Here is a 14,164-nt window from a genome sequence, read left to right on the forward strand (position 1 = left end):
GACGGGCCCCGCTGCGGCGGGCCGACCAGGCCGGGACGGGAGCCGGAGCGGCTCGGGCCCCGACGGCCGACCGGGCCGGGACGGGAGCCGGAGCGGCTCGGGCCCCGACGGCCGACCGGGCCGGGACGGGGTCCGGGCGGCTGCGGCGTCCGAAGGGCGGCCGGCCGGGGACGGCGGGCCGGGCTCTGAGGACGAGCTGCTGCCTCTGGCCGAGACCCCCGACCCAACCCCCCGCCCACCCCGAGGCCCCGGCAGCCCACCGAGGCCAGGCGGCCCCGGCAACGGGGGGCCCAGGTCGGGCGGCCCCGGCAACGGGGGCCCCAGGCCCGGGAACGGTGCAGGAAAGGGTAACCCTCCCGGAAGGCCGCGGCGACCGCAGCTCACCGGCCGGGCGGCGATCCTGGCCGTGGTGGTGTGCGCGATCGCGATGAGCCTCGCCTACCCCGTCCGGGAGTACATCTCCACCCGCCGGGACGTGGCCAGGCTGGAGGCGGAGCGCGACCGGGTGGAGGCCGAGCGGCTGCGCGTGGAGGAGGAGCAACGCCGGGTCCTCGACCCAAACTGGACGAAACGCGCCGCCCGGGAACGCCTGCACCTGTGCGATCCGGGCGCGAAGTGCTACCTGGTCCCCAAGGCGAAGCAGAACGAGGGACCGGTGGCGGCCAAGCAGGACACCGCGGCACCGCCGTGGTACGAGACGTTGTGGGAATCCGTGGTGGCCGTGGACACGGCCAGGCAACCGGATTCGGGGGGACCAAGTGGAAGCCAGTGACATTCAGGCGGTAGAGCTCCAGCTCGGCCGCGTGCCGAGGGGACTGCGCGGCGTCGCGCACCGATGCCCGTGCGGGCGGCCGGACGTGGTGGAGACCGCGCCCAGGCTGCCGGACGGCACGCCGTTCCCGACGTTGTACTACCTGACTTGCCCGAAGGCCGCCTCGGAGATCGGCAAGCTGGAGAGCGCCGGGGTGATGAAGGAGATGCAGGCCAGGCTGGCCGACGACCCCGAGCTGGCGGCGGCCTACCAGGCGGCGCACGACGACTACCTGGCCCGCCGGGACAAGGCGGCACAGGAGGAGGGCGTGGAGCCGCTGCCGCCGGGCACGCAGAGCACGGGCGGGATGCCGCTGCGGGTGAAGTGCCTGCACGCCCTGGTGGCGCACGAGCTGGCGGTGCCGGGGAGCAACCCGTTCGGGCGGGAGGCGCTCGACCTGCTGCCGGAGTGGTGGGCCGACGGGTCGTGCGTGTGCGTGCAGTCGGACGAGAGCGGCAGCTTCACCACCATGGTCTCGGTGCGGCTGGAGGACGAGGCGTGACCCGCGTCGCGGCCATCGACTGCGGGACGAACTCGGTCAGGCTCCTGATCGCCGATCTGGCGGACGGCACGCTGACCGATGTCGAGCGGCGGATGGAGATCGTCCGCCTGGGCCAGGGCGTCGACCGGACCGGCCGCCTGGCGCCTGAGGCGCTCGACCGGACCTTCGCCGCCATGCGGGGCTACCGCAAGCTGATCGACCAGCACGGCGCGGTGGCCACCCGCGTGGTCGCCACCAGCGCGACCCGGGACGCCGCCAACCGGGACGAGTTCGTGGCCGGGGTGCGGGAGATCTTCGGCGTCGAGCCCGAGGTGGTCACCGGGGGCGAGGAGGCGCAGCTCTCCTTCACCGGGGCCACGCGTGAGCTGGGTGAGGGCGCGGGCGGGGGACCGTACCTCGTGGTGGACATCGGCGGCGGCTCGACCGAGTTCGTGGTGGGGGAGCGGTCCGCCGAGGGGGCGATCTCGGTGGACATCGGTTGTGTCCGGCTCACCGAGCGTCACCTGAAGGACGCCGGTGACCCGCCGGGCGCGGGTGCGCTGGAGGCGGTGGTGGCCGACATCGAGGCGGCGCTTGACCGGGTGGCTGACACGATCCCGGTCGGGCAGGCGACGACGCTGGTCGGGCTGGCCGGTTCGGTGACGACGGTCGCGGGGATCGCGCTCGGCCTGGCGGAGTACGACCCGGAGCGGATCCACCACTCCAAGATCGCGGCGCCGCAGGTCCACGAGGTGACGCGGAGCCTGCTGGCGATGACGCACGACGAGCGGGCGGCGCTCGGGGTGATGCATCCGGGGCGGGTGGACGTGATCGGCGCCGGGGCGTTGATTCTTGACCGGATCGTCAGGAGGTTCGGGTTCGGCGAGGTGGTGGTGAGCGAGCACGACATCCTGGACGGCATCGCCTGGTCGCTGGCTTGAGCGTGGGGCGAAGTTCGTGGTAGGAGATTTTCCCGGCCCCGTACCGCGGGGCATCCGCCGTACAACGGAGTATTTCCGCAGGTAGCGCACTCGAGGCCGAAAATTACTCCGGACTCCGTCCCGAAATAGCGACATTTGGGGGCGGTAGTCCGTATTGAGCGTGCAATCTGTTTTGTGCTTTAGTAAAGAGGCTTTGCGGGGGCTTTGCCATCTGGCCGTGCACAGAAAGTGACGGCGTGGCGACCGTTCCCGAGCGTGTCTTTCCTCCTAGGAATGGAGCACTCTCACATGAAGTCTCTCGGTTTGGCCCGTCGAGTGGCGGCGCTGGGCGCCACCACCGCGGTGCTGGCCACCATGGTCACGGGGTTGATGGCCGGCTCCGCGCAGGCGGCCACCTCGGTGACGGCTGGGAAGGCCACCCAGTCCGCCGCCGCCCCCAAGCCCAAGGTCTCGGTCTCCACGCCCACGGCGAAGGAGCGGAACTACGAGGGCAGTTGTCCCACCCGGGTGGACTTCTCCGCCCAGGTCAAGCTCAAGCTGACCGGCGGGAAGACCGTCCTGGCCTACCGCTGGCTGCACGGGGACGGTTCGGCGAGCAAGGTCAAGACGCTGAAGCTGAGCGGTAAGGGCACCAAGTCCGTCACCGTCCGGCAGTCGCTGACCTTCAACGGCGACGTCAAGGGCGCCGAGGTCCTGCAGGTCCTCAGCCCGCGCAAGGTGACCTCCAAGAAGGGCTACTTCTCGGTCGACTGCGCCGACGAGCGTGTTGCCGCCCCGCGCGCCAACAACGCCTACGCCCGCGCCTGGGTCAACCCTGACGTGTACGTCGGCACCTGCACCCCCGGTGACAAGATCTACTTCACCGGTCTGATCAAGGTCGACGACCCGCGCTGGGTGAAGTACCGCTGGATCCTGAACGGCCGCGCGGTCGACGGCGGTGCGGTCAAGGTCTGGAACACCCGCAAGGTCGGCTTCGGCTTCTCGCCGCGCGAGAGCCACCACGGCTGGGCCGTGCTGGAGCTGCTGGGCCGCGACGCCCACGACTCCAACCGCGTCCACTACAAGGTCGTCTGCAAGGACGAGGCCCCGGCCACCAAGGTGTCCGTCTCGGGTCTGACCACCGCGGCCGACCACGGTAGCTGCCCGACCGGCAAGGTGAGCGCCCACGCGACGGTCTCCTCGACCGGCGCCGGCAAGGTCACCTACACCTTCGCGATCGACGGCAAGAGCCACAGCGGTTCGGTGGAGTTCGCCGCCGCCGGTTCGAAGACCGTCGAGATGCCCGCGGTCGTGCTGAGCGACCCGACCAAGGCCGGCCGCATGACGGTCAGCGTGGTCGGTCCGCACAACTCGGACAGCATCGCGCAGGACTACGCCGCGCCGTGCAAGACGAACGACCCGATCGCCCTCTCGGTGGACCTGACGGTCTCCCAGAACGAGTGCAAGACCGGCCAGAACCCCTCGGGCAAGGCCGTCGGCACCGTCACCCTCAAGGGCAAGGTCGAGAAGGCCGTCGTCGTGAACGTCTCGCTCGGTGGCACCACCACCGCGCTGACCTTCACCGCCGAGGGCACCCAGTCGATCCCGGCGCAGGACATCAGCGCGGCCTCCGGCTCGCTGACCCTCACCGCTTCGGCCGGTGCGGTCTCCGCCTCCGACAAGGAGGACTGGAGCTTCACCTGCAAGCCGACTGAGGTTCCGAAGCCGGACGACACCAAGACCCAGGACAGCTAAGCCCTGAGGTTTTCGACCGGACGGCACTCCGTGAGGAGCGCCGTCCGGTTTCTTTTGCCCGCAGAAGCGCCCAGAACGCACGTAGCGGCCCGTTCCCGGGCGCGGACGAGCAGGGCCACCCTCCCGCGCTCACCGCGGCCTGAGGCCGAACGTCGCGCCGCGCTCCGGAACCGGCGGGCGGGTGCGGCACCATCGGGGGCATGAGTTTCGTACCGCCCGGCAGCGGCTGGCCCGACGACCCGGCCACTCCCGAGACCCCTGTCGCCCACGACCCGGCGGAGGTCGCCGAGCTGGCGGACGCCTGCCGTACGCTCGGGGAGCTCACGGCGCGGCAGTCGGTGTGCCGGGCGTGCCCGCGGCTGGTGGCCTGGCGCGAGGAGGTGGCCACGGTCAAGCGGCGGGCCTTCGCGGAGGAGACGTACTGGGGGCGGCCGATCGCCGGGTGGGGGTCGGAGGAGCCGCGACTGCTGATCGTCGGCCTGGCCCCGGCGGCGCACGGCGGGAACAGGACGGGGCGCATCTTCACCGGTGACCGCAGCGGCGACTGGCTGTTCGCCTCGTTGCACCGCACCGGCTGGGCGGCCCAGGAGACCAGCACCTACGCCGGGGACGGCCAGGAACTGCTCGGCGCCCGCATGCTCGCCTCGGTGCGCTGCGCGCCACCGGCCAACAAGCCGCTGCCGGAGGAGCGCGCGGCCTGCTTCCCGTGGCTGGTGCGCGAGGTGGAACTGGTGGCCGGCTCGACGCGGGTGATCGTCGCGCTGGGCGGCTTCGCCTGGCAGGCGCTCTGGCCCGCGTTGCGCGAGGCGGGCTACGCCCTGCCCAAGGCCCGCCCGCCCTTCGGGCACGGCGTGGAGGTCGATCTGCGGTACGGCGAGGCAGCCGTGAAGCTGATCGGCTGCTACCACCCCAGCCAGCAGAACACCTTCACCGGCCGGGTCACCGCCCCGATGCTGGACCAGATCTTCCGCCGCGCCACAGAGGTGTGACGAGGCACACGTAGGCAGGGGAATGCACGAAACACCCTTCGTGGTTTACGCTTGTGAATGCTTTCACAAGCTTCCACTTAAGGAGTGGGTCAGGGTGAAGGACATCTTGATCGTCGGTGGCGGGTACGTCGGCCTCTACACGGCGCTGGGTCTGCAGCGCAAGCTCGGCAAGGAGCTGAAGAGCGGCAGCGTCCGACTCACGGTCATCGACCCGCAGTCCTACATGACCTACCAGCCGTTCCTGCCGGAGGCGGCGGCAGGCAACGTCTCGCCGCGGCACATGGTCGCGCCCCTGCGCCGCCTGCTGCCGAAGGTCCGCATCCTCAACGGCCTGGTCACCAAGGTGAACCACGCCGGCAAGACGGCCACCTTCCAGCCCGCCGAGGGCGAGTCGATCGAGCTCGGCTACGACGTTATCGTCATGGCCGCGGGCTCGATCTCGCGGACCCTGCCCATCCCGGGCCTGACCGACGTCGGCATCGGCTTCAAGTCGGTCGCCGAGGCGATCGCCCTGCGCAACCGCGTCCTGCACCTGCTGGACGTGGCCGAGTCGACCGAGGACGCGGAGCTGCGCCGCCGGGCGCTCACCTTCGTCGTGGTCGGCGCCGGCTTCGCCGGGGTCGAGGCCCTGGCCGAGCTGGAGGACATGGCCAAGGACGCGACGCGGTACTACCGCAACATCAGCGCGAAGGACATCCACTGGGTGCTGGTCGAGGCCAGCAACCGCATCCTCCCCGAGGTCGGCCCCGAGATGGGCCGCTGGACCCTGGAGCAGTTGCGCGAGCGCGGCATCGACGTGCGGATGGAGACCCGGCTGCTGTCGGCGGTGGGCGGCCGCATCGAGCTGTCGGACGGCACCGCCTTCGACGCCGAGACCCTCGTCTGGACCGCCGGCGTCAAGCCCAGCCAGGTCGTCAACGCCACCGATCTGCCGGTGGACGAGCGCGGCCGCATCCGCACCACCACCCGCCTCAACGTCGAGGACACCCCGGACGCCTTCGCCGCCGGCGACATCGCCGGCGTGCCCGACGTCACCGCCCCCGGCGAGTACTGCGCGCCCAACGCCCAGCACGCCGTACGGCAGGCGAAGGTCCTGGCCGACAACATCGTGCGGCACCTGCGCGGCCAGGCGCTGAAGGAGTACCGCCACAAGTACGTCGGCTCGGTCGCCGGCCTCGGCCTGCACAAGGGCGTGGCCAACGTCTACGGCGTCAAGCTCCGCGGCTTCCCGGCCTGGTTCATGCACCGGACCTACCACCTGTCGCGGGTGCCCACCCTCAACCGCAAGGTCCGCGTGGTCGTGGACTGGACCCTCGCGCTGCTGTTCAAGCGCGAGACCATCTCGCTCGGCGAGATCGAGCACCCCCGCGACGGTTTCCGCGCGGCGGTGAACAGCTAGGTTCCGGCCCGGCTCGCGCCCCGGTGTGCTACGGCACGCCGGGGCGCGGTCGTTTGCCGCAAAGGCGGTTGCCATGGTCACGGAAGCGCGTCAGGATCGATGCTGATGCCATTCAAAACCTTCGGCTTTCACCCCGAACCCGGACCACTCACCGCACATCTGACATCTGTGACGGCTGATGCCAAGTTGTGCTCCTCGGAAGCATGGTCCGAATCGTATGATTGCCGCGCCCCCGTAGCCCAATGGCAGAGGCAAACCCCTTAAAAGGGTTGACGTGCGGGTTCGACTCCCGCCGGGGGCACTGGCATGCCCTCGTAATTGGACAATCATTACTTTTGTCCGCATTTAGGGTGGGAACTCAGCGGCGGAGCCGCTCGTTGAACAGTCTCGATTGAACTCGGATCCAAACGTGAGTGACCCCTGCGGGGCCCGTCCCTTAAGGTGATCGCACAGGTCGCAGCGTGGAGGCAGCGATGGAAAGCAAGAACCCGGTCTTCAGCCGGTCCCAGTACACCCACCCGCAGGGCGGATGGGCCGGACCGCCCCCCACCCCTGACCAGTTGCACGGCATGTACGACCAGCCTGCCTACCAGGCCCCGGCGCCGCCCGCGTACCGGACGATGACCCTCGACGACGTCGTGGTCAAGAGCTTCCTCACGCTGGGCACGCTGGTCGTCGCCGCCGCCGCGTCATGGGTGCTCAAGGTGCCGGTCGGCGTCGCCGCCGTCGCGGCGCTCGTCGGCGTGGTCCTCGGCCTGATCGCCTCGTTCAAGCAGAGCACCAACCCGGCGCTGATCCTCGGCTACGCGCTGTTCTACGGCGTCTTCGTCGGTGCGATCAGCCGTAGCTTCGAGGACACCTTCTACGGCGTGGTCCTGCAGGCGGTGATCGGCACGGTGCTCGCCTTCGCGGGCACGCTGACCGTCTACGCCCTGAGGATCGTCCGGGTCACGCCGAAGTTCGTCCGCTTCGTGATCGCGGCGTCCATCGGCGCCCTCGGCCTGATGCTGATCAACCTGGTGGCCGGGATCTTCATCCCCGGCGGCCTGGGGCTTCGCGAGTTCGGCTTCCTGGGCGTGGCCTTCAGCCTCGCGATGATCCTGCTCGGCTGCTTCTTCCTGCTGCTCGACTTCAACGACATCGAGCGTGCGGTGCAGGGCGGGGCGCCGGCCAAGTTCGCCTGGCAGTGCGCCTTCGGGCTCACGCTGAGCCTGGTCTGGATCTACCTCGAGATTCTTCGCCTGGTGAGCTTCTTCTCCAGCAGCGACTGACCCAGCAGCACCACAGCCCCCGTCGACCTGCGGCGGGGGCTGTTTTGTTCCCCCGGATCTCGCTGCGCGTTTCGCTCACCGCAACGCCCCGGCAACCAAACGCTGCCGCCTGGGGGGTTGCCTTTCTGGTGTGGGTATTGCAGTGTCGAGCAAAGAAGCCAATCCGTGGAGGTGCCCATGTCCTTGAACCACTCACCGGAGACGCAGACGAAGCTGATCGCAAGGGTCCCGACCATCACGGGACGCGAACTCCCAGAGTGGTTTCAAGCCATCGACAACGGCCCATCGTTCCTCCGCTGTGACGAGCGGGCCAACTGGCTGGCCGACGAGCACGGTCTGACCCACGGCTACGCCGCGGCGATCGTCCTCGAGCACGAGCGCCACCGCCGTACCCGGATGGGATTCATCTAGAACCTCATCGTCGTCCCTCCGCGCCCGTGCCGGCCTCGCCGGTCCGGGCGCGCGATCATGTAGGGATGGAACTGGCTACCGCGCGCGACTTCCTGCGCGACCACCACCGCGCCGTCCTGCTCACCACCAGGGCCGACGGCGGGCCCCAGATGTCTCCCGTGCTCGTCGGCCTCGACGCCGAGGGCTACGCGGTGATCAGCACGCGCGAGACCGCGGCCAAGTGCCGCAACGTCCTGCGCACCCCCGGGGTCGCGCTCTGCGTGCTCAGCGACGGCTTCTTCGGGACCTGGGCGCAGATCGAGGGCACCGCCGAGGTGATCAGGCTGCCCGAGGCGATGGAGCACCTGGAGAACTACTACCGGGGCATCTCCGGCGAGCACGAGGACTGGGACGACTACCGCGCGGCCATGGAACGCGAGCGCCGGGTCGTCATCCGGGTGAAGCTGACCAAGGCCGGCCCCGACCGGCACGGCTGATCCGGACAACAGGCCCGGCCGCCTGGGGCGACCGGGCCTGCCGTACTCCGGAGCAGGTCAGCTCAGGCGCTCCAGGAGCATGGCCATGCCCTGGCCGCCGCCGACGCACATGGTCTCCAGGCCGATCGACTTGTCGTGGTGCTGGAGGCTGTTGATCAGCGTGGAGGTGATCCGGGCGCCGGTCATGCCGAACGGGTGGCCGACGGCGATGGCGCCGCCGTTGACGTTGAGCCGGTCGATCTCGATGCCGAGGTCCTGGTAGCTGGGGATGACCTGGGCGGCGAAGGCCTCGTTGATCTCGACGAGGTCCACGTCGTCGATGGCCATGCCGGCGCGGGCGAGCGCCTGCCGGGAGGCCTCGACCGGGCCGAGGCCCATGATCTCGGGGGACAGGCCGGTGACGCCGGTGGAGACGATGCGGGCCAGCGGCGTGATGCCGAGCTCGGCGGCCTTGGTGTCGCTCATCACGATGACCGCGGCGGCGCCGTCGTTGAGCGGGCAGCAGTTGCCCGCGGTGACCGTGCCGTCGGGGCGGAAGACCGGCTTGAGCTGGGAGACCGCCTCGTAGGTGGTGCCGGCGCGGGGGCCGTCGTCCTTGCTGACCACGGTGCCGTCGGGGAGCGTGACGGGGGTGATGTCCTTCTGCCAGAAGCCGTCGGCGAGCGCCTTCTCGGCGAGGTTCTGGGAGCGCACCCCGAACTCGTCCTGCTCCTGCCGGGAGACGCCCTTGAGCTGGGCGAGGTTCTCGGCGGTCTGGCCCATGGCGACGTAGATGTCGGGGACCGTGCCGTCCTCACGCGGGTCGTGCCAGGTCTGGCCGCCGCCGGCGAAGGTCTTGGTCCGCTCGCGGGCCTGGTCGAACAGCGGGTTCATGGTGTCGGGCAGCGAGTCGGAGTTGCCCTTGGCGAACCGGGAGACGGTCTCGACGCCGGCGGAGATGAACACGTCGCCCTCGCCGGCCTTGATGGCGTGGAAGGCCATCCGGGTGGTCTGCAGCGAGGAGGAGCAGTACCGGGTGATCGTGGTGCCGGGGACGGTGTCCAGGCCGAGCATCACCGAGACGACGCGGGCCATGTTGAAGCCCTGCTCGCCGCCGGGCAGGCCGCAGCCGAGCATCAGGTCGTCGATCGTCGTGGGGTCGAGCTGGGGAACCTTGGCCAGCGCTGCCTGGATCATCTGGACGGTCAGGTCGTCGGGGCGGATGCTCGCCAACGACCCCTTGAACGCACGGCCGATAGGCGAACGTGCGGTTGCGACGATTACTGCCTCGGGCATGGGGTTCTCCTCTTTCTGGGCTCCATTCGCGAGGTTACCGTCTGGTAGCCCGGTCGCTGGGACCCGGGGGTGGGTAGAACAGAATTTTGTACTGTTAGCGGAAAAAGCGAAAGGCCGGACGGGTGACAACCGTCCGGCCTTCGCGGTGGGGCGGGCTCAGCCGTACATGCCGGGAGTGGTGGGCGTGCCGTCGTTGAGCCCGTGGACGGCGCCCTTCTCGTCGCGCCACAGCCGCCAGCCGTTCTGGCTGCCGGTGAACCACGACGGCGGCGCGGCGTCGGCCGCGCCGGCGCGCTTGCCGGTGGACAGGTCGTACTGGCAGACCGAGGCGACCGAGTAGAAGCCGGGCATCTGCTGGCGCAGCGGCAGCGGCTTGGGGTCGGTGACGCAGAAGGACCAGCCGCGCTGCTCCTCGACCGGCAGCTCCTTGCCCGTGGCCAGGTCGAAGTTGGTGCCCTTGGTGTTGTGCTTGAGGAAGCCGAGCCGGTCCATGGTGTCGGGGAAGGCCAGCCACCAGCCGGAACCGGGCACCTGGCCGGCGGTGATCTGCCCGGCGACCCGGCCGCTGTCGGCCTCCAGCCGGGCGAAGCCGCCGTACTGCCCCTGCTGGTCGACCGGCCGCACGATGGGCGCGTAGCCCGGGTTGCCGCTCGGGTAGACGCGGACCACCGAGGGCCGCATCCAGTTGATCGACCCGTCGGCGATCTTCAGCGAGAACAGGCCGAAGGTAGAGGTCTTGCGGGTGCGCGGGTTGGTGTACGGGGCCACGTAGCCGACCAGGTTGTCGCCGGTCGCGCCGAAGGCCCAGCCGCCGGACATGTCGATCCCCGGGCCGAGGGCCTGCGCGATCGGCTGCTGCCACTGGATCTTGCCGGTCTTGAGGTCGTAGGACTCGATCATCGGGTTGGCGGCCAGTCGCAGCAGCAGCACGCGCGCCTGGTCGGACCACTCGACCTCGGCGATGCCGGGCAGCGACCACATCGTCTTGCCGGTGTTCGGGTCGAGCACGACCACCCGGGCGGTCTTGAGCGCGGTGTGCTCCGACAGGCAGAGGTACGGCCCGCAGCGCTGCGGCCCGAAGGTGGAGTGCACCGGCCGGGTCCACTTCTGCTTGCCGGTGCGCGCGTCGCGGGCGGTCAGCGCCGCGTTCCAGCGCCCCTTCTTGATCGGGTCGAGCGAGGCGATCACCGCCTGGTCCTGGCCGGTCTCGACGACGGCCGGCGCGGAGACGCCCATGCCCGGCAGCCGACCGGCCATCGTGGTCGGCGCCGCCCACAACTTCTTGCCGTTGACCTGGTCGAGCGTGACGGTCTCCAGGGCGCCGTCGGGCTTCATCGAGGTCGTGGCCACGACGCCGCCGCCGGTGGCCATCCGGCTCACCGCGTTGACCTGGGTGTTGTGCCAGACGGGGAACTCCGCGGTGGCGGCGTCGCTGCCGGAGCAGGCGGCCAGGGCTAGCATTCCGGCGAGTGCAATGCTGAGGTTGGCGGCCGGTGTCGCACGGAACACGGTCAATCCACTCCTAGGGGGGTTGACGGCTCCGGCGCGGAGAATCAGGGACGACGGCGCAGCATCGTCACCCACCTGCCGTAGGGACCCGTCGCACGGCCTTCGACGCGGGTCGCGCTGACTTCGGTGCCCGGCTTCTCCGCGGCGGTCGCCGCCGCAAGGTAAATCGGTTGCAGTCCTTCGCCACGGGCGGGTCGAGGCTCGGGCCACAACTCCAACGCAGCGCATACAGACGGTAGCACCGCGTAAGCGGCCTGCGCGTAGCCTCGGTCACTTGGGTGGAAACGGTCGGGTCCGAACATTTCGTGGGGGTTCGTTAGGAATTCCGGGCCGAGCAGGTCGGCGAAGGCCACCGTCCGGCCGCCCGCCTCGACCACCGCGACCGTCTGCGCGGCGGCCAGTTGCCGGCTCCAGCGCCGCGTCACCCAGCGCAGCGGCTGCGCGATCGGGCGGATGCTGCCCAGGTCGGGACAGGTTCCGACGACGACCTCCGCGCCGGCCTCCCGCAGCCGCCGCACCGCCTTGGCCAGATGGCGTACGGCTGTCGCCGGCGGCGTCTGCGTGGTGACGTCGTTCGCCCCCACGAAGATCACCGCGATGTCGTGCTCCTCCTTCAGCGCCCGGTCCACCTGGCCGCGCAGGTCCACCGAGGCGGCTCCCGACTTGCCGACCACGCGCAGCCGTACCGGACGTTCGGCGACCGCGGCCAGCCCGTTGGCCAGCAGGACGCCCGGCGTCCGTGCCGGGTCGGTCATGCCGAGACCGACCGAGGTGGAATCGCCCAGCATGACCAGCTTGATCGGTTCGCCGGGAAAGTCGCCGTAGAGCCCGTCGGCAGGCGGGCCCTCCATGCCGTGCGGCCGGCCGATCACCCGCCGGGCGACCATGCCCTCGGCCAGCAGCAGCCCGTACGCGGTCACCCCCAGCGCGGTCAGGCCGCCCCCGCCCACAGCGGCCGCCGCCGCGATCCTGCGCGCCGTGCGCGCCACCCCTGGAGTCCAGATCATTCGTCGTCCGTCCCCCCCAAGACCTCGTGGGTCTTCGCCCCCTGCTGCTCCGCGACGGTAGCGTTTGAAAGGAAACTAACCGAGCTCCGGCCACCCAATCGGACTCGGACCGAGCAAGCGGCAAAAGAAGGTGAACACCTCGGTGCGCGTTTACGATTCCCTGGTCGAGCTCATGGGCAACACCCCGCTCGTCCGGCTGCACAAGGTCTCCGCGGGACTGCCCGCTCAGGTGCTCGCCAAGGTCGAATACTTCAACCCCGGCGGGTCGGTGAAGGACCGCATCGCGGTCCGGATGATCGAGGCGGCCGAACAGTCCGGCGCCCTGCGCCCCGGCGGCGTCATCGTCGAGCCCACCTCGGGCAACACCGGCGTCGGCCTGGCCATCGTGGCCCAGCAGAAGGGCTACCGGTGCGTCTTCGTGGTGCCCGACAAGGTCGCCCAGGACAAGGTGGCGGTGCTCCGCGCCTACGGCGCCGAGGTCGTGGTCTGCCCCACGGCCGTCTCGCCCGACCACCCCGACTCCTACTACTCCGTCTCCGACCGGCTGGCGCAGGAGATCCCGAACGCCTGGAAGCCCGACCAGTACTCCAACCAGCAGAACCCCGAGTCGCACTACCACTCGACCGGGCCGGAGATCTGGGAGCAGACCGAGGGCCGCATCACCCACTTCGTGGCGGGCGTCGGCACCGGCGGCACCATCAGCGGCACCGGGCGCTACCTCAAGGAGGTCAGCGACGGGCGCGTGAAGATCATCGGTGCTGACCCGGTCGGGTCGGTCTACTCCGGCGGCACCGGCCGTCCCTACCTGGTCGAAGGCGTCGGCGAGGACATCTGGCCGGCCACCTACGACACCGAGATCTGCGACGAGATCATCGCGGTGTCCGACAAGGACTCCTTCAACATGACCCGCAGGCTGGCCCGTGAGGAGGCGCTGCTCGTCGGCGGCTCCTGCGGCATGGCCACCGTCGCCGCCCTCCAGGTCGCCGCCCGCTCCGGGCCCGACGACGTGGTGGTCGTGCTCCTGCCGGACGGCGGGCGCGGGTACCTGTCGAAGATCTTCAACGACGACTGGATGGCCGACTACGGCTTCCTCACCACCTCCTCCGACGAGGGGCTCGTGGGGGACGTCCTGGCGCGCAAGGGGTCGGGGCTGCCCGAGTTCGTGCACGTCCACCCGCACGAGACCGTGGGGTACGCCATCTCGATCATGCGCGAGTACTCGGTGTCGCAGTTGCCGGTCATGAAGGAGGAGCCGCCCGTCATGGCCGCCGAGGTCGTCGGCGCCGTCGTCGAGCGTGACCTGCTCGACGCCCTCTACCGGGGGCGGCTCGTGGCCGACGCCCTCATCGCCGACCACATGTCCCAGCCGCTGCCCACCATCGGCGCGGGGGAGCCTGTGGCTCGTGCGGTGGAGGCCTTGGAGAAGGCTGACGCTGCCGTCGTCCTGGACGATGGCAAGCCGAGTGGGGTCATCACCCGGCAGGACCTCCTCGCCTTCCTCGCGAGTCGCTGACCCTTTGCGTGGCTTAGTCGCTCTTCTTTCCGGGCCACTCAACTTTCCTCCCGTCTTTCGGGGGTGGGTGAGTGGCCCCCGGCCTTTTGGACAGCCGCCCCGTCCTTTCCGCCGCACTTCTCCCGAGGACCGCCCCGGCTGCCCCGCCGTACAGGATCACCTCCCGCTGCCCTGTCTTCCCGCCGCATAGATGCGCGGGGGTTAGGCGGGTGGGCGGGCGCCCCGCAGGTAGGTGGGGTCCGCAGGTGGGCGGGCAGCCAGGCGGACGGGCAGTCCGGTGGGCGGCCAGGCAACAGGGCTGGGAAAAGGGCTGTTGGGTGGGAGACTGCGCGTGGTGGGAGGGCGGG

13 protein-coding genes and 1 tRNA gene are annotated in these 14,164 nt (G+C 70.2%); 11 read left to right on the forward strand and 3 right to left on the reverse strand.

Annotated elements, in window-relative coordinates:
- Window positions 1–409 precede the first annotated feature (409 nt).
- The 10 genes from ACIBG7_RS33445 to ACIBG7_RS33490 all read left to right on the forward strand — a co-directional run bounded on the left by ACIBG7_RS33445 (window position 410) and on the right by ACIBG7_RS33490 (window position 8,513).
- Window positions 410–772: a septum formation initiator family protein gene (locus ACIBG7_RS33445; RefSeq protein WP_397338773.1), complete on the forward strand. Its 363-nt coding sequence runs from the start codon at window positions 410–412 to the stop codon at window positions 770–772.
- The gene (locus tag ACIBG7_RS33450) at window positions 759–1,313 is read left to right on the forward strand and encodes a DUF501 domain-containing protein (protein ID WP_397338774.1); all 555 of its coding nucleotides are present in this window, start codon (window positions 759–761) and stop codon (window positions 1,311–1,313) included. The genes ACIBG7_RS33445 and ACIBG7_RS33450 overlap by 14 nt, the downstream gene beginning before the upstream one ends.
- Window positions 1,310–2,233, forward strand: a complete 924-nt coding sequence (locus tag ACIBG7_RS33455; RefSeq protein WP_397338775.1) for an exopolyphosphatase — start codon at window positions 1,310–1,312, stop codon at window positions 2,231–2,233. Before ACIBG7_RS33450 ends, ACIBG7_RS33455 begins: the two co-directional genes overlap by 4 nt.
- A gap of 288 nt (window positions 2,234–2,521) precedes the next feature.
- Window positions 2,522–3,967, forward strand: coding sequence for a hypothetical protein (locus tag ACIBG7_RS33460; protein ID WP_357923249.1), 1,446 nt, complete (start codon window positions 2,522–2,524; stop codon window positions 3,965–3,967).
- Between the two features lie 200 nt (window positions 3,968–4,167).
- Window positions 4,168–4,956 carry a uracil-DNA glycosylase gene (locus tag ACIBG7_RS33465; protein ID WP_397338776.1) on the forward strand — a complete coding sequence of 263 codons (789 nt, stop codon included), beginning with the start codon at window positions 4,168–4,170 and terminating at the stop codon, window positions 4,954–4,956.
- Between the two features lie 94 nt (window positions 4,957–5,050).
- Window positions 5,051–6,355, forward strand: coding sequence for an NAD(P)/FAD-dependent oxidoreductase (locus tag ACIBG7_RS33470; protein WP_357923253.1), 1,305 nt, complete (start codon window positions 5,051–5,053; stop codon window positions 6,353–6,355).
- A 228-nt stretch (window positions 6,356–6,583) separates the two neighbouring features.
- Window positions 6,584–6,656, forward strand: a tRNA-Leu gene (locus tag ACIBG7_RS33475).
- A gap of 172 nt (window positions 6,657–6,828) precedes the next feature.
- Window positions 6,829–7,626: a Bax inhibitor-1/YccA family protein gene (locus tag ACIBG7_RS33480; RefSeq protein WP_357923255.1), complete on the forward strand. Its 798-nt coding sequence runs from the start codon at window positions 6,829–6,831 to the stop codon at window positions 7,624–7,626.
- A 177-nt stretch (window positions 7,627–7,803) separates the two neighbouring features.
- Window positions 7,804–8,037, forward strand: coding sequence for a DUF4287 domain-containing protein (locus ACIBG7_RS33485; protein ID WP_357923329.1), 234 nt, complete (start codon window positions 7,804–7,806; stop codon window positions 8,035–8,037).
- A gap of 65 nt (window positions 8,038–8,102) precedes the next feature.
- Window positions 8,103–8,513, forward strand: coding sequence for a PPOX class F420-dependent oxidoreductase (locus tag ACIBG7_RS33490; protein ID WP_397338777.1), 411 nt, complete (start codon window positions 8,103–8,105; stop codon window positions 8,511–8,513).
- 57 nt (window positions 8,514–8,570) lie between these two features.
- Here ACIBG7_RS33490 and ACIBG7_RS33495 read toward each other — a convergent pair whose 3' ends face one another.
- The 3 genes from ACIBG7_RS33495 to ACIBG7_RS33505 form a co-directional block, all read right to left on the reverse strand.
- On the reverse strand, window positions 8,571–9,788 hold the full coding sequence (locus tag ACIBG7_RS33495; protein ID WP_397338778.1) for an acetyl-CoA C-acetyltransferase: 1,218 nt from the start codon (window positions 9,786–9,788) through the stop codon (window positions 8,571–8,573).
- Between the two features lie 156 nt (window positions 9,789–9,944).
- Window positions 9,945–11,249 (reverse strand): PQQ-binding-like beta-propeller repeat protein, encoded by a 1,305-nt coding sequence (locus ACIBG7_RS33500; RefSeq protein ID WP_397338779.1) that lies wholly within the window; start codon window positions 11,247–11,249, stop codon window positions 9,945–9,947.
- Window positions 11,250–11,341: 92 nt separating this feature from the next.
- A complete protein-coding gene (locus ACIBG7_RS33505; RefSeq protein ID WP_357923261.1) occupies window positions 11,342–12,304 on the reverse strand; it encodes an SGNH/GDSL hydrolase family protein in 963 nt (320 codons plus the stop codon).
- 142 nt (window positions 12,305–12,446) lie between these two features.
- Here ACIBG7_RS33505 and ACIBG7_RS33510 point away from each other — a divergent pair, with 142 nt between their 5' ends.
- The gene (locus ACIBG7_RS33510) at window positions 12,447–13,817 is read left to right on the forward strand and encodes a cystathionine beta-synthase (RefSeq protein ID WP_357923263.1); all 1,371 of its coding nucleotides are present in this window, start codon (window positions 12,447–12,449) and stop codon (window positions 13,815–13,817) included.
- Window positions 13,818–14,164: the final 347 nt, after the last annotated feature.

The sequence above is a fragment of the Nonomuraea sp. NPDC050328 genome, assembly GCF_044459405.1.
In the GTDB taxonomy this organism is placed as follows: domain Bacteria; phylum Actinomycetota; class Actinomycetes; order Streptosporangiales; family Streptosporangiaceae; genus Nonomuraea.

Bases quoted from the DNA above. Each gene is read 5' to 3' on its own strand.
- ACIBG7_RS33485 (WP_357923329.1), top strand. From the start codon at position 7,804: ATGTCCTTGAACCACTCACCGGAGACGCAGACGAAGCTGATCGCAAGG.
- ACIBG7_RS33480 (WP_357923255.1), top strand. From the start codon at position 6,829: ATGGAAAGCAAGAACCCGGTCTTCAGCCGGTCCCAGTACACCCACCCG.
- ACIBG7_RS33465 (WP_397338776.1), top strand. From the start codon at position 4,168: ATGAGTTTCGTACCGCCCGGCAGCGGCTGGCCCGACGACCCGGCCACT.
- ACIBG7_RS33505 (WP_357923261.1), bottom strand. From the start codon at position 12,304: ATGATCTGGACTCCAGGGGTGGCGCGCACGGCGCGCAGGATCGCGGCG.
- ACIBG7_RS33495 (WP_397338778.1), bottom strand. From the start codon at position 9,788: ATGCCCGAGGCAGTAATCGTCGCAACCGCACGTTCGCCTATCGGCCGT.
- ACIBG7_RS33490 (WP_397338777.1), top strand. From the start codon at position 8,103: ATGGAACTGGCTACCGCGCGCGACTTCCTGCGCGACCACCACCGCGCC.
- ACIBG7_RS33500 (WP_397338779.1), bottom strand. From the start codon at position 11,249: ATGCTAGCCCTGGCCGCCTGCTCCGGCAGCGACGCCGCCACCGCGGAG.
- ACIBG7_RS33460 (WP_357923249.1), top strand. From the start codon at position 2,522: ATGAAGTCTCTCGGTTTGGCCCGTCGAGTGGCGGCGCTGGGCGCCACC.